General features: G+C 69.7%; 14 protein-coding genes and 1 tRNA gene. 11 read left to right on the top strand and 4 right to left on the bottom strand.

The genetic code is table 11. The features are described from left to right. Positions 1-8 precede the first annotated feature (8 nt). Complete coding sequence (gene fabB, locus BW949_RS01170; RefSeq protein WP_076363096.1) at positions 9-1,238, bottom strand: beta-ketoacyl-ACP synthase I; 1,230 nt, start codon at positions 1,236-1,238, stop codon at positions 9-11. A gap of 24 nt (positions 1,239-1,262) precedes the next feature. Beyond that, complete coding sequence (gene fabA / locus BW949_RS01165; RefSeq protein WP_076363095.1) at positions 1,263-1,772, bottom strand: bifunctional 3-hydroxydecanoyl-ACP dehydratase/trans-2-decenoyl-ACP isomerase; 510 nt, start codon at positions 1,770-1,772, stop codon at positions 1,263-1,265. 327 nt (positions 1,773-2,099) lie between these two features. On the opposite strand from fabA, the gene irr reads away from it, so the two are divergent. Next, the gene (gene irr, locus BW949_RS01160) at positions 2,100-2,525 is read left to right on the top strand and encodes a Fur family transcriptional regulator Irr (RefSeq protein ID WP_076363094.1); all 426 of its coding nucleotides are present in this window, start codon (positions 2,100-2,102) and stop codon (positions 2,523-2,525) included. Positions 2,526-2,799: 274 nt separating this feature from the next. After that, positions 2,800-3,456: a GntR family transcriptional regulator gene (locus tag BW949_RS01155; RefSeq protein WP_076363093.1), complete on the top strand. Its 657-nt coding sequence runs from the start codon at positions 2,800-2,802 to the stop codon at positions 3,454-3,456. Between the two features lie 49 nt (positions 3,457-3,505). On the opposite strand, the gene BW949_RS01150 is transcribed toward BW949_RS01155, so the two are convergent. Next, positions 3,506-4,270: a GNAT family N-acetyltransferase gene (locus BW949_RS01150; RefSeq protein ID WP_076363092.1), complete on the bottom strand. Its 765-nt coding sequence runs from the start codon at positions 4,268-4,270 to the stop codon at positions 3,506-3,508. Between the two features lie 188 nt (positions 4,271-4,458). Here BW949_RS01150 and msrB point away from each other — a divergent pair, with 188 nt between their 5' ends. Then, the gene (msrB, locus tag BW949_RS01145; RefSeq protein WP_076363091.1) at positions 4,459-4,869 is read left to right on the top strand and encodes a peptide-methionine (R)-S-oxide reductase MsrB; all 411 of its coding nucleotides are present in this window, start codon (positions 4,459-4,461) and stop codon (positions 4,867-4,869) included. Between the two features lie 107 nt (positions 4,870-4,976). On the opposite strand, the gene BW949_RS01140 is transcribed toward msrB, so the two are convergent. Continuing rightward, complete coding sequence (locus BW949_RS01140; protein WP_083947571.1) at positions 4,977-5,399, bottom strand: outer membrane protein assembly factor BamE; 423 nt, start codon at positions 5,397-5,399, stop codon at positions 4,977-4,979. 303 nt (positions 5,400-5,702) lie between these two features. On the opposite strand from BW949_RS01140, the gene BW949_RS01135 reads away from it, so the two are divergent. From BW949_RS01135 to BW949_RS01100, 8 genes are all read left to right on the top strand, one after another. Continuing rightward, positions 5,703-6,269 (top strand): YceD family protein, encoded by a 567-nt coding sequence (locus BW949_RS01135; RefSeq protein ID WP_076363090.1) that lies wholly within the window; start codon positions 5,703-5,705, stop codon positions 6,267-6,269. Positions 6,270-6,476: 207 nt separating this feature from the next. Continuing rightward, the gene (gene rpmF, locus BW949_RS01130) at positions 6,477-6,683 is read left to right on the top strand and encodes a 50S ribosomal protein L32 (protein ID WP_076363089.1); all 207 of its coding nucleotides are present in this window, start codon (positions 6,477-6,479) and stop codon (positions 6,681-6,683) included. 21 nt (positions 6,684-6,704) lie between these two features. Then, a complete protein-coding gene (plsX, locus tag BW949_RS01125; RefSeq protein ID WP_076363088.1) occupies positions 6,705-7,829 on the top strand; it encodes a phosphate acyltransferase PlsX in 1,125 nt (374 codons plus the stop codon). Further along, entirely contained in the window at positions 7,826-8,800 is a 975-nt protein-coding gene (locus BW949_RS01120) for a beta-ketoacyl-ACP synthase III (protein WP_076363087.1), read from the top strand. Before plsX ends, BW949_RS01120 begins: the two co-directional genes overlap by 4 nt. A gap of 106 nt (positions 8,801-8,906) precedes the next feature. After that, on the top strand, positions 8,907-9,209 hold the full coding sequence (gene ihfA / locus BW949_RS01115) for an integration host factor subunit alpha (protein ID WP_076363086.1): 303 nt from the start codon (positions 8,907-8,909) through the stop codon (positions 9,207-9,209). Between the two features lie 10 nt (positions 9,210-9,219). Next, a complete protein-coding gene (locus BW949_RS17275; protein WP_076363085.1) occupies positions 9,220-10,533 on the top strand; it encodes a MerR family transcriptional regulator in 1,314 nt (437 codons plus the stop codon). 306 nt (positions 10,534-10,839) lie between these two features. Then, positions 10,840-10,917: transfer RNA gene (locus BW949_RS01105), tRNA-Pro, on the top strand. 78 nt (positions 10,918-10,995) lie between these two features. Beyond that, positions 10,996-12,075 carry a 2'-deoxycytidine 5'-triphosphate deaminase gene (locus BW949_RS01100; RefSeq protein ID WP_076363084.1) on the top strand — a complete coding sequence of 360 codons (1,080 nt, stop codon included), beginning with the start codon at positions 10,996-10,998 and terminating at the stop codon, positions 12,073-12,075. Positions 12,076-12,087 lie beyond the last annotated feature (12 nt).

The raw sequence follows: 12,087 nt of genomic DNA, 5'->3' as shown, positions 1-12,087 counted from the left end.
CCCTTGCCTTACTCGTGGAACTTGCTCAGCATCAGCGTGGCGTTGGTGCCGCCGAAGCCGAAGCTGTTGGACAGGACGGTATCGTGCTCGACACCCTCACGCAGCTCGGTGGCGATCTCGTCGGGACGGATCGCGGGGTCGAGCTGGGTGATATTGGCCGAAGCCGCGATGAAGCCGTGCTGCATCATCAAAAGCGAATAGATCGTCTCGTGCACGCCGGTGGCGCCCAGGCTGTGCCCGGTCAGCGACTTGGTTGACGAGATCGGCGGCACGTTGCCTTCGCCGAAGATGCGGCGGATGGCTTCGACCTCGGTCACGTCGCCGGCCACGGTCGAGGTGCCATGCGCGTTGATGTAGGTGATCTTGCGGCCCTCGGGCAGGGTGTCCAGCGCCAGCCGCATCGAGCGTTCGCCGCCTTCGCCCGACGGCGCCACCATGTCGTGGCCGTCCGAGGTGGCGCCATAGCCGGTGACCTCGGCATAGATCCTGGCGCCGCGCGCCCTGGCGTGTTCCAGCTCCTCGAGGACGACGACACCGCCGCCGCCGGCGATGACAAAGCCGTCACGGGTGGCGTCGAAGGCGCGGCTCGCGGTGCCGGGGGTGTCGTTGTATTTCGACGACATCGCGCCCATCGCGTCGAACAGGCAGCTCAGCGTCCAGTCCAGTTCTTCGCCGCCGCCGGCGAAGATCACGTCCTGCTTGCCCATCTGGATCAGCTCGGCGGCGTTGCCGATGCAATGCGCCGAGGTCGAGCAGGCCGAGGTGATCGAATAGTTCACGCCCTTGATCTTGAAGGGCGTGGCCAGGCACGCCGAGTTGGTCGAGGACATGCAGCGCGTGACCATGAACGGGCCCATGCGCTTGGGGCTGCCCTTCTCGACGACGATGCGGTGGGCCTCGAAGAAGTTCGAGGTCGAGGGCCCGCCCGAGCCGGTGATGAGGCCGGTGCGCGGGTTCGACACGTCGCCCGGCTCAAGGCCCGAATCGGCGATCGCCTGTTGCATCGACAGGAAGTTATAGGCCGCGCCGCGCCCCATGAAGCGCAGGTCGCGCTTGTCGATGTGATCCTCGAGGGTGATGTTCAGCTCGCCCTTGACCTGGCTGCGAAAGCCCCGCTCGGCATATTCGGGGGCAAAGACGATGCCCGAACGGCCCGTCCGCAGGCTTTCGGTGACTTCGGCGGCAGAATTGCCGATGGGCGAGACGATCCCCAGCCCGGTGATGACGACGCGGCGCATATTGGCCTCCCTGATGTGCGGGGGTCAGCTCTCGGAGAGCGCGACCTTCATGTCCTTGACCTGATAGATGACCTCGCCGTCGGCTTCGACGATGCCGTCGGCAACACCCATCGTCAGGCGGCGGGTCTGCACGGCCTTGGTGAAATCAACCTTGTAGGTCAGCATCTTGCGATCGGGGCGCACCATGCCGGTCAGCTTGACCTCGCCCACGCCCAGAGCATAGCCCCGGCCCGGCCAGCCACGCCAGCCCAGATTGAAGCCGGTCAGCTGCCACAGCCCGTCGAGCCCCAGGCAGCCCGGCATGATCGGGTTGCCGGGGAAGTGGCAGTCGAAGAACCACAGCTCGGGCGTGATGTCGAATTCGGCGACCACATGGCCCTTGCCGTGCAGCCCGCCGTCGCCCGAGATCTCGGTGATGCGGTCCATCATCAGCATGGGCGGCGCGGGCAGCTGGGCATTGCCCGGTCCGAACAGCTCTCCGCGCGCACAGGCCAGCAGCGCGTCACGGTCGAAATACGTCGGATATGTGGACATCTTGGCCCGTTCCTCCCGCAGATGTGATGGTCCGCCCCCTCTAGCACCGGCCCGCGATCCCACGCAAGGGCAACGGCCGCGGCGCGGCGGCGCAAGCCCCTGACGCCGCTGGCCCATTGACGGCAGCGGTCGCATCCGGGACGGGGGCGTGTCGCTGGCGCCGCGCGGGCGCCACGGGATTGCGAAGGGGCATGCGCTTTTCACGCCAGGGAAATCATGAGCATTTTACTTAGGGCTTGCGCCCATGTGAGCGTGGGGCGACATTGTGCCGATTGATCGAGGCGCGCAACGCAGTTTATACTTCTTCGCGTTCAAGGAGATGTCGGCATGAAAACGATTGCACAGGAACGCGGGCACAAATGGCTGGCCTCGGCCGGTCTGCGTCCGACCCGGCAGCGGCTCGCGCTGGCGCGCCTTCTGGTCGGCGACGGGCATAACCGCCATGTCACCGCCGAAATGCTGCACGCCGCCGCCCGTGACGCGGGCGAGGGGGTGTCGCTGGCCACCGTCTACAACACGTTGCGCGCCTTCTGCGATGTCGGCCTCATGCACGAGATCACCGTCGACGGGACGCGCTCCTATTTCGATACGCGGATGGACGACCACCCGCATTACTTCTGGGAAGACAGCTCCGAGATCACCGACGCCCCGGTCGAGGATCTCGAGATCGCGCGCCTGCCCAGCGCCCCCGAAGGCGCCGAGGTCACGCGCGTCGATGTCGTGATCCGCGTGCGCCGCGTCGCGGCCGCGTAACGCCGCCCGCCCAGCGGCCGGGGGATGCGCCCGGCCCGCCCGGTCGGCCCGCCCTGTCTCGAAGGTCCGTCTCTGGAAGGGGGCGGGCCGCTTGCATTTGAATGCGGCGCATCGGGGGGCGCATCCGGGGGGCATCGGGGCTTGCGGACGGAATGTCGCAGTTCCGCTTGTCATCGCCCTGTCATTCCTTTAGGCTTTGTATGCCATTGTGTGCCGAGGTCGGCGCGCAGGTCATGCCGTTCCCCGTCGCCTCATCGCCGCCCGGAGCCCCGGAATGCAGAAAGACGCCTATACCTTGATCATCGAGGCCATCGACGCGGGCATCTATCGCCCCGGCGACCGGCTGGTGGAATCGGAGCTGGCCGAGCGGTTCGGCGTGTCGCGCACGCCGGTGCGCGAGGCGCTCCAGCGGCTCGAGACGCAGGCGATGCTGGCGCGCGACGGGCGCTCGCTGATCGTGGCCTCGCTCGATCACAACCAGCTGGCCGAACTCTATGTCGTGCGCGCCGAGCTCGAGGCGCTGGCCGCGCGGCTGGCGGCGCGCCATGCCACCCCCGAGGAGGTCAAGGTTCTCAATGACATGATCGCGGAGGATTACGCGATCCTCGATCAGCCCTCGACGCTGGCGCGGGCCAACCGGCGGTTCCACAAGCAGCTGCATCTGGCCTCGCACAACCGCTATCTGGTCCAGCAGCTTGACATGGTGCACCGCTCGATGGCGCTGCTGGCGACCACTTCGCTGGCGGCCGAGGGGCGGGGCAGCACGGCGCTGGCCGAGCACCAGGCGATTGTCGATGCGATTGCCGCGGGCGACGCCGATGCCGCGGGGACGGCGCTGCGGGCGCATATCTCCAAGGCCTTCGAGACCCGGCTCAAGCTGGATGCGCGGAACCACGCGGTCGAGGCGCAGGTGGCCGCGGGCGCGGCCTGAGACGCGGGCCGGGCGCGGCTGGCACGGGAGAGGGCGGACGCGGGGGCGCTCAGCCCGCCACTTCGCGCAAGGCGCGCGCGCGGGCAGGCGGGATCGCGGCGATCTCGAGTCCGGTGAAGACATGCAGCGTGTCCAGCTGACGGTCCACGACCGCATGATCGGACACCCAGCCCCCCATCAGCAGATACGAGCGCAGGAGCGGCGGCATGTGGATCATGGCGCGCTTGGCGTCGGGCTTGCGGTCGCGCAGCTTGCGCGCAAAGCGGAACACATGCGGCGCCTTCACCCGCGGCAGCCAGCGCTTGGGCGCCAGATGGCGTTCGCGCAGCATGGCAAAGGCATCGAGATAGGTCTCGGGCTCGGTGCCCATGAAGGACGAACAGCCAAACAGCATCTCGACCTTCTCGGCATCGACGAAGCGGGTCATCGCCCCCCAGGCCACGCGCAGGATGTCGGGGTCATGCACGCCCGGCCGCAGGCAGAACCGGCCCATCTCGACCATGCGGCCGGGGTAATCGGCCAGCGCGCCCAGCTCGTAATATTGCGCCGAATAGCTGCGCCCGATCTCGCGCCCGCCGGCCAGCGGTAGCAGCCGGAAACAGGCCACCAGCGTGCCGCGCGCATCCTCGATCAGCACATGCCGGCAGATCGCGTCGAATGCGTCGGCGTCGATCTCGGGGCCGTCGTCGGGGGGAAGCGGCGCGTCGCGGCGCTGGGCCACGAAAGCCAGCCAGCGCAGGCGCTGGGCGGCACGGATATCGCCGGGCGTTTCGGCAATGCGGGCACGATAGCGACCCTTGAGCAGCGACAGCATCTTCAGGCGCCTCCCGTTCTCGTCTGCGCGATACCGGCCGGAGCGGTCCGGCCGATGGCCTTGCCCGGCCGGGTCGGCGCCCGGACTGGCCGCGCGCCGCAGGCCCCCTATATGGTGGTGCGCCGCGCGTTTCGCGCATCTTCTGCCAAGACTTTATGACAGCCCCGCGAAGGAGGGAAGCAGCGCCCATGCGACAAAAGGATAACCCCCGGTTTGCCCGCCGCCCCGACCCGGCCGAGCTGAAGGCCCGGTTGTCGCCGCTGGCGCTCAAGGTCACCCAGGAGGCCGCGACCGAGCCGCCGTTCTCGCATCCGGGGTTTCCGGCCTCGGCCCGGCGGTTTCGCTGCGTCTGCTGCGGCACCGAACTGTTCACCCGCGCCGACAAGTTCGAATCGGGCTGCGGCTGGCCGTCCTTTTCGGCGCCCGCGGCCGAGGGCGCGGTGGCCGAGCGCACCGACCTGAGCCATGGCATGATCCGTACCGAGGTCGTCTGTTCGGGCTGCGGGGCGCATCTGGGCCATGTCTTCAACGACGGGCCGCGCCCGACGGGGCTGCGCTATTGCATCAACGGGGTCGCGCTTGAGGGCCAGGAGGACTGAGCCGCGGCGGAACGGGGCCGCGCAGGGGCGGGCTCGCGGCGGAACAGGGCCCGCGCGGGATATCCCGCGCGGCCTTCCCCCTCGGTCGACCCGTCCCTGGCCGTCGATCAATCCGAGAACAGCTGGTCGGCCGAGATCCGGCCCAGGCTGCCGAAGATCTGGCGCAACAGGCCAATGCCCTTGATGTTGCTGTCGGTCACGCGCCGCGACAGGGCCACGACCTGACCATCCTGAAGACCGAAGCGTTCGATGTTCTCGATCGTGCCGTCGTCGTCGAAGGAGATGGCCACCACCTGGCGGTCGATCTCGACGGGGGCGCGGGCGCCCTTGTGTTCCCAGCGCGAGCCCACGTAATACCAGCCCGACCCTTCCAGCAGGCCGGCCGAGGACGGCCGCCCGACAAGGAAGGCCACGTCCTGGCGCGTGTCACGTCCCACTTCCAGAAGGGCCAGATCCTCGTCCGAGGGCACATAGCCGTGATTCTGGTAGACCGGGGTGCAGCCGGCTTGCGCAATCAGGGCCAGTGCCATGATCAACGCCTTGCGGCGGGTGGGCCGGATGCTCACGCGAAATCCCCTTGTGTTGTCGTGCTCGGGCTCGTATCCCGCTTACATCACCTCTGCCCGGCTCTCAAGGATGCAAAAGGCGGCAAGGCCACGTCTTTTCCGGTTTCGCAGCGCCCTGCGGCGGCCCGCGAAGCGGCGCGGGGGCCGGCTGCATCGTCCCGAAGGGCCGGCGCATCGTCCCGAAGGGGCGGGGCAGGGCGCCTTGGGCCCCGATCCGTCGCGCCCGTTCGCCATTCCAGCCGTTCTGTTTCCCGGAGACCTCGTGCCATGTCCGATGCCGCCGATCCCCTGCCGTTCACGCATCCGCTGCGCCCCGCCGAGCTGGCCGCGCGCAAGCCCACGCGCTTTGATCTTGCGCCCTCGGCCGAGGATTGCGCCGCCATTGCCGCCTGGCTTGATCTCGACGGGCTGAAGGGCCTGCGCCTCAAGGGGCAGCTTTCGCCCGCGGGGCGCGGCGACTGGGAGCTGTCGGCCGAGATGACGGCCGAGGTTGTCCAGCCCTGTGCGGTGACGCTGGTGCCGGTGCGCACGCGGCTGGCCGAGCGCGTGCATCGCCGCTTTGTCGAGCGGATGCCCGATCTGCCCGGCGGCGAGGTCGAGATGCCCGAGGACACCGACGCCGAGCTTCTGGGCGAGACGATCGACCTGGGCGCGGTGATGCTCGAGGCGCTGGAACTGGCGCTGCCGCTCTTTCCGCGCGCGCCGGGCAGCGAGATCGGCACGCTTCAGGCCGCGCCGCCCGGTGCCGCGCCGATGACCGCCGAGACGATCCGCCCCTTTGCCGGGCTGGACAAGCTGCTGGGCGGGCGCGGCACGGACACGCCCGAGGAGTGAGGGCGCGCGAAGCCCCGCCGGCACAGGAAAAAAGGCCCAAATAAGGGCTTGCGCGGGGACAGAATCCAAGTATGTTCCCGGCCTCTACGAGATGATGGGTTCACACCCGGCACCCCCTGCGGTCCAGTGTCCGAAACCCCAGTGAAATCAGGGCCTTCGCCCCTATCGAAATCCGGGCTTTCGCCCCCAGACAACCGAGGTTGAAACATGGCCGTTCCGCAGAACCGAGTCACCCGTTCCCGCCGTAACATGCGCCGCGCCCATGATGCGCTGGTGGCGTCGAACCCGGCTGAATGCCCCAATTGCGGCGAACTGAAGCGCCCGCATCACGTCTGCGGCGCCTGCGGCCATTACGATGACCGCGAAGTGATCGCTCGGGCCGACGAGGCCGATCTGGACGACGACGCGGCGTAAAGCCCGGGAGGGCGCCGCGCCATGCAGGACACATCCGTATCCGAAACCGCGGCGGTCGACGCACCGGCGGCCGCTCCCACGTCCCATGTCGTCCTGTCGGTCGATGCGATGGGCGGCGATCTGGGCCCCGCGGCCGTTGTCGCGGGCGTTGCCAAGGTGGCCCAGTCCATGTCCGACGTGCAGTTCCTGCTGCATGGCCGGTCGCTGGACCTGACGCGCCTGGTGCAACGCTACAAGCTTGAAGATCGCGTCACCATCCGCCCCTGCGACGGGGTCGTCACCATGGACGACAGGCCCAGCCAGGTGATGCGGCATGGCGAGGGCACGTCGATGTGGTCGGCCATCGAGGCCGTGCGCAGCGGCGAGGCCACCGTGGTGGTGTCCTGCGGCAATACCGGCGCGCTGATGGCGCTGTCGGTCCTGCGTCTGCGCCGGCTGCCCGGCGTCAACCGTCCGGCGATCGCCTGCCTGTGGCCGTCGCGCAACCCGGCGGGCTTCAACGTCATGCTGGACGTGGGCGCCGATGTGAAGGCCGAGGCCAACGACCTGCTGCAATATGCGCTGATGGGCGTTTCCTATGCCCGCAACGGTCTGGATGTGGCGCGCCCGCGGGTGGGCGTGATGAATGTCGGCACCGAAGAGCACAAGGGCCGGGCCGAGCTGCGTCAGGCGCTCGACATGATCTCGGATGTGGCCGAGGCCGGCCAGTTCGACTGCGTGGGCTTCGTCGAGGGCTCGGACCTGCCCTCCGACCGCGTGGACGTGATCGTCACCGACGGCTTCACCGGCAATGTCGCGCTCAAGACCGGCGAGGGCACGGCGCGTCTGGTCGCCGACATGCTGCGCGCCAGCTACAAGGCCACGCCGCTGTCGCGTCTGGCCGCGCTGGTGTCGCTGGGCGTGATTCGCCGGCTGCGCAAGCGCATGGACCCGCGCCGGGTGAACGGCGGCGTGTTCCTGGGGCTGAACGGCACGGTCGTCAAATCGCATGGCGCGTCGGACGGAACCGGCGTTGCCGCGGCGCTGGAACTGGCGGTGCAGCTGGCGCGCTCGGAATTCAGCACGCGTCTGGCGGCCCGCGTCGCGGGGGCGGCCGATGCCATGGCGGCCGCGGCGGCCAAGGCTGCGGCCGGGACGGGCAAATGACAATTCGCGCAAGGGTTGCCGGCGTCGGCCATTACCTGCCCGAACGCGTGGTCGAGAACGCCGCCTTCGAGGCCACGCTCGACACCACCGACGAATGGATCCGCAGCCGCACCGGGATCGAACGGCGCCATATCGCCGCCGAGGGCGAGACCACCTCGATGCTGGCGGTGGCCGCGGCGCGCGCGGCGCTGGCGGATGCCGGGGTGACGGCGGATCAGATCGACGCGGTGCTGGTCGCTACCTCGACGCCCGATTACACCTTCCCTTCGGTCGCCTCGATGGTGCAGGGCGAGCTGGGCGCCACCGGCGCGCTGGCCTTCGACGTGCAGGCGGTCTGCGCCGGGTTCGTCTATGCGCTGACCACGGCCAATGCGCTGATCGTCTCGGGGCAGTCGAAACGCATCCTGGTGATCGGGGCCGAGACCTTCTCGCGGCTGATGGACTGGACCGATCGCGGCACCTGCGTGCTGTTCGGCGACGGCGCGGGCGCGCTGGTCCTCGAGGCCGCCGAGGGCACCGGCACGCCCGAGGATCGTGGCATCCTGGCCTGCGATCTGCATGCCGACGGCCGCCACCGCGAGCTTCTCTATGTCGACGGCGGCGCCTCGACCACGGGCACGACGGGCCATCTGCGCATGCAGGGCAATTCCGTCTTCCGTCACGCGGTCGAGAAACTGGCAGAGTCCGCGCATGCCGCGCTGGCCAGCATCGGCCTGTCGGGCGCCGACATCGACTGGATCGTGCCGCATCAGGCCAATCTGCGCATCATCTCGGCCACCGCGCAGCGGATGCAGGTGCCGATGGAGCGTGTCGTCGTCACCGTGCAGGACCACGGCAACACTTCGGCGGCGTCGATTCCCCTGGCGCTGTCGGTCGGGCGCGACCGCGGTCAGATCAAGCCGGGCGACCTTCTGGTGACCGAAGCCATCGGCGGCGGGCTGACCTGGGGCGCCGTGGTGCTGCGCTGGTAGGCACCGCCCCCCGGGGCTTTGCAAAAAGCAACGGCGCGGCTTGAGCCGTTCTTGACTCGATGCCGTGAAATCCCCATCCTTGCGGCGTGCTCTCGGGGGGAAAGCGATGAGTTCCAAAACGTTAACGCGGATGGACCTGTCCGAAGCGGTGTTCCGCGAGGTCGGACTTTCGCGCAACGAATCCGCGCAACTGGTCGAGTCGGTCCTGCAACACATGTCTGATGCGCTGGTGCGGGGCGAGACGGTCAAGATCTCGTCCTTCGGCACCTTCAGCGTGCGCGAGAAATCCTCGCGCATGGGGCGCAATCCCAAGACCGGCGAAGAGGTTCCGATCTCGCCGCGGCGGGTGCTGTCGTTCCGCCCCTCTCACCTGATGAAGGACCGTGTTGCCGCCGGCAACAAGGACTAGGGACTGACCGATGCCGAAGGCGGCCGATGCGTTCCGCACGATCAGCGAGGTCGCCGAGGCGTTGAACACGCCCGCGCATGTGCTGCGGTTCTGGGAAAGCAGGTTCACCCAGGTGCGCCCGGTCAAGCGGGCGGGGGGGCGGCGCTATTACCGGCCCGGCGACATCCTGCTTCTGGCGGCGATCAAGCGGCTCTTGCATGAGCAGGGGCTGACGATCCGCGGCGTGCAGAAGATCCTGCGCGAACAGGGGATACAGGCGGTCATCGACGCCGCCGGCCTGACCGGCGAGGACATCCTGGCCGCCGATCCGTCCCACGGAGGGGCCGCCGTGCCGCCGCGCGGTCGCCGTGCCGTCCGTGCCCGACCCGAGCCCTCGGAAGATGCGCCCGCGCCGGACGCCCCTGGCCCCGCAGCGGGCGCCCCAAAGAGCGCCCCCCCCGAAACGGGCGCGCCTGCGCAGCCGACGCCCCCCCCGCAAGGTGACCCCGCCCCCTCTGACGCGCCCGCAGACGCCGCTTCGTCCGGGGCCGAGGGCGACGCCGAGGAGCCCGCGCAGCTTGATCTTTTCGGCGATGCGGCGGCGGCCCCGGCGGCGCCGACATGGCCTGCCGGCCCCGGAACCATGGGGCCCAGAACCCTCGCGCCCGGATCGGTGGAGCAGGGGGTGGCGGGGCTCGATATTCCCGATACGGCGGCGGTGATGCAGGCGCTGGCGCGCGCCGAGAGCGCGGCCCCGGCCGAGGGCGTCGGCGATCTGCCGGCAGAGGAGGCCATGGTGCAGGACACGTCCCCCCCCGACACCGCCGCGGTGCCGGCAGACGCGGTGTTCGCCCGCGGCGCGGAAGACCCGGCCCCCGGCGCCGACTCCGATGCGGTCCCCGGCATGGACCATCTGCCCAGCCCGGCGCTGGCCGGGGCCGCGGCCGAACCCGATCCTGCCGCGCGTATCGAGGCGACCGTGGCTGACGGGGCGCTGGCCGAGGAAGACTTGGCCGGGGATGCCCTGGCCGGGGAAAAGCTGGAGAGGGAAGACGGGTCCGAAGCCGCCCTGGACGCCGGCGATGCCGCGCCGGACGCAATCGCAACGGAAGGGGCCGAGGCCCCCCCCGACGCCCCGTCTCCCGAAGCCCCGTCTCCTGCGCCTGACGCACACGACAGGCCCAGGCGCCGCGCGCCCCTGCCGGCGCCGCCCAGCCGCGCGCTGGGGATTCGCCTGCGTCTGGCGCAGGAGCCACCAATCGCCGCCGCGAACAGGCCCGGCATCGAGGCCGCCATGCGCCGCCTGCGGCTTCTGTCGCGTCACCTCGAGCTGGGCGAGGGCTGAGCGGCCCCTGTCTGCCTGCCGCCGCCCCCCAACGTTCATGCCCCCAATCTTCACGTCCACGGCGCGCGCGCGCGCGCCCCGCGGCCGGGGCCCCTGATCCGCCGTGGCGCGGGCGCGGGTATCCGGCCGCCCCGCGCGCGCCTCTCGCCTGGTCGCGCGAGCCACCTTCACGGCGCCGGGCCTGGCTTCCCCGCGCGCGATCGTCCCGCCTCTGACGCCGCCCCCGCGGCGGGCGAAAAATTCCTGTCGCCCGAATGCGTTTTGGCGCTTGCCCCCGCCGGGCCATTCGCTCTATATGGCCCGCGTCGGGCCGTGGCGCAGTCTGGTTAGCGCGTCCGTCTGGGGGGCGGAAGGTCGCGAGTTCGAATCTCGCCGGCCCGACCATCTCGAAAACCGCCTGCCCCCACCGGGGTGGGCGGTTTCGTCGTTCAGGGCCTTGGCCCGCGCAGGGGAGGGGATGCCATGGCCGAGGGAGTTCTGCCCGATCACCGCATCGCGGGGCTGATCGCCGAGGGCGCCATCGCCGCCGCGACGCCCGTCGATCCCGCCCAGATCCAGCCCGCCAGCCTTGATCTGCGTCTGGGCGCGGTGGCCTATCGGATGCGCGCCTCGTTCCTGCCCGGCCGCGGGCAACGCATCCTGGACCGGCTGGCCGAATTCGAGATGCACCGCATGGATCTTGCGCCCGGCGCGGTGCTTGAACGCGGCTGCGTCTATCTCGTGCCGCTGATGGAAAGCCTGGCGCTGCCCGAAGGGCTGTCGGCGGCGGCCAATGCCAAATCCTCGACCGGGCGGCTGGACCTGCTGACCCGCGTCATCACCGATGACGGCACCGAATTCGACCGCATCCCCGAGGGCTATCACGGCCCGCTCTTCGCCGAGATCTGCCCGCGGTCCTTTTCGGTGCTGGTGCGTCCGGGCATGCGGCTGACCCAGATCCGTTTTCGCCGCGGCCGGGCCGTGCTGGACGATGCAGAGCTTGCGCGCCTGCATGCCGAGGAACCGCTGGTCAACGGCCCGGCGGTCATCGACGCGGGCCTGGGCTTCTCGGTCGATCTGGCCCCCGGTGACAGCGATCTCGTCGGCTTTCGCGCCAAGCCGCATGCCGGGGTGATCGACCTTGACCGCATCGGCCATTACCCGGCTTCCGAATATTGGGAGGAACTGCGCACCCGCGACGGGCGGCTGATCCTCGACCCCGGCGCCTTCTATATCCTTGTCTCGCGCGAGGCGGTGACGATCCCGCCCGACCACGCCGCCGAGATGGCGCCCTTCCTGGCCATGGTGGGGGAATTCCGCGTCCATTACGCGGGCTTCTTCGATCCGGGCTTCGGCCACGGGGCGGCGGGGGGCGCCGGCGCGCGGGGCGTGCTCGAGGTGCGCTGCCACGAGGTGCCCTTCGTTCTGGAACACGGGCAGGTCGTGGGGCGGCTGGTCTATGAACGCATGATGGAAGCCCCGCGCAGCCTCTATGGCAGCTCGATCGCGTCGAATTACCAGGGCCAGGGGCTCAAGCTGGCCAAGCATTTCTGCCCCGGCTGACGGCCCTGCCGC

This window comes from Phaeovulum vinaykumarii, from assembly GCF_900156695.1.
GTDB classification, from domain to species: domain Bacteria; phylum Pseudomonadota; class Alphaproteobacteria; order Rhodobacterales; family Rhodobacteraceae; genus Bieblia_A; species Bieblia_A vinaykumarii.
The sequence above is the reverse complement of the archived record's forward strand: the minus strand, read 5'-3'. Positions and strand labels throughout refer to the sequence as shown.

Excerpts from the sequence above, each read along its gene's own strand:
- ihfA (WP_076363086.1), top strand. The coding sequence starts at position 8,907 with ATGAGTTCCAAAACGTTAACGCGGATGGACCTGTCCGAAGCGGTGTTC.
- BW949_RS01155 (WP_076363093.1), top strand. The coding sequence starts at position 2,800 with ATGCAGAAAGACGCCTATACCTTGATCATCGAGGCCATCGACGCGGGC.
- BW949_RS17275 (WP_076363085.1), top strand. The coding sequence starts at position 9,220 with ATGCCGAAGGCGGCCGATGCGTTCCGCACGATCAGCGAGGTCGCCGAG.
- msrB (WP_076363091.1), top strand. The coding sequence starts at position 4,459 with ATGCGACAAAAGGATAACCCCCGGTTTGCCCGCCGCCCCGACCCGGCC.
- BW949_RS01150 (WP_076363092.1), bottom strand. The coding sequence starts at position 4,270 with ATGCTGTCGCTGCTCAAGGGTCGCTATCGTGCCCGCATTGCCGAAACG.
- fabB (WP_076363096.1), bottom strand. The coding sequence starts at position 1,238 with ATGCGCCGCGTCGTCATCACCGGGCTGGGGATCGTCTCGCCCATCGGC.
- BW949_RS01100 (WP_076363084.1), top strand. The coding sequence starts at position 10,996 with ATGGCCGAGGGAGTTCTGCCCGATCACCGCATCGCGGGGCTGATCGCC.
- fabA (WP_076363095.1), bottom strand. The coding sequence starts at position 1,772 with ATGTCCACATATCCGACGTATTTCGACCGTGACGCGCTGCTGGCCTGT.
- BW949_RS01140 (WP_083947571.1), bottom strand. The coding sequence starts at position 5,399 with ATGGCACTGGCCCTGATTGCGCAAGCCGGCTGCACCCCGGTCTACCAG.
- BW949_RS01135 (WP_076363090.1), top strand. The coding sequence starts at position 5,703 with ATGTCCGATGCCGCCGATCCCCTGCCGTTCACGCATCCGCTGCGCCCC.
- rpmF (WP_076363089.1), top strand. The coding sequence starts at position 6,477 with ATGGCCGTTCCGCAGAACCGAGTCACCCGTTCCCGCCGTAACATGCGC.
- irr (WP_076363094.1), top strand. The coding sequence starts at position 2,100 with ATGAAAACGATTGCACAGGAACGCGGGCACAAATGGCTGGCCTCGGCC.
- plsX (WP_076363088.1), top strand. The coding sequence starts at position 6,705 with ATGCAGGACACATCCGTATCCGAAACCGCGGCGGTCGACGCACCGGCG.
- BW949_RS01120 (WP_076363087.1), top strand. The coding sequence starts at position 7,826 with ATGACAATTCGCGCAAGGGTTGCCGGCGTCGGCCATTACCTGCCCGAA.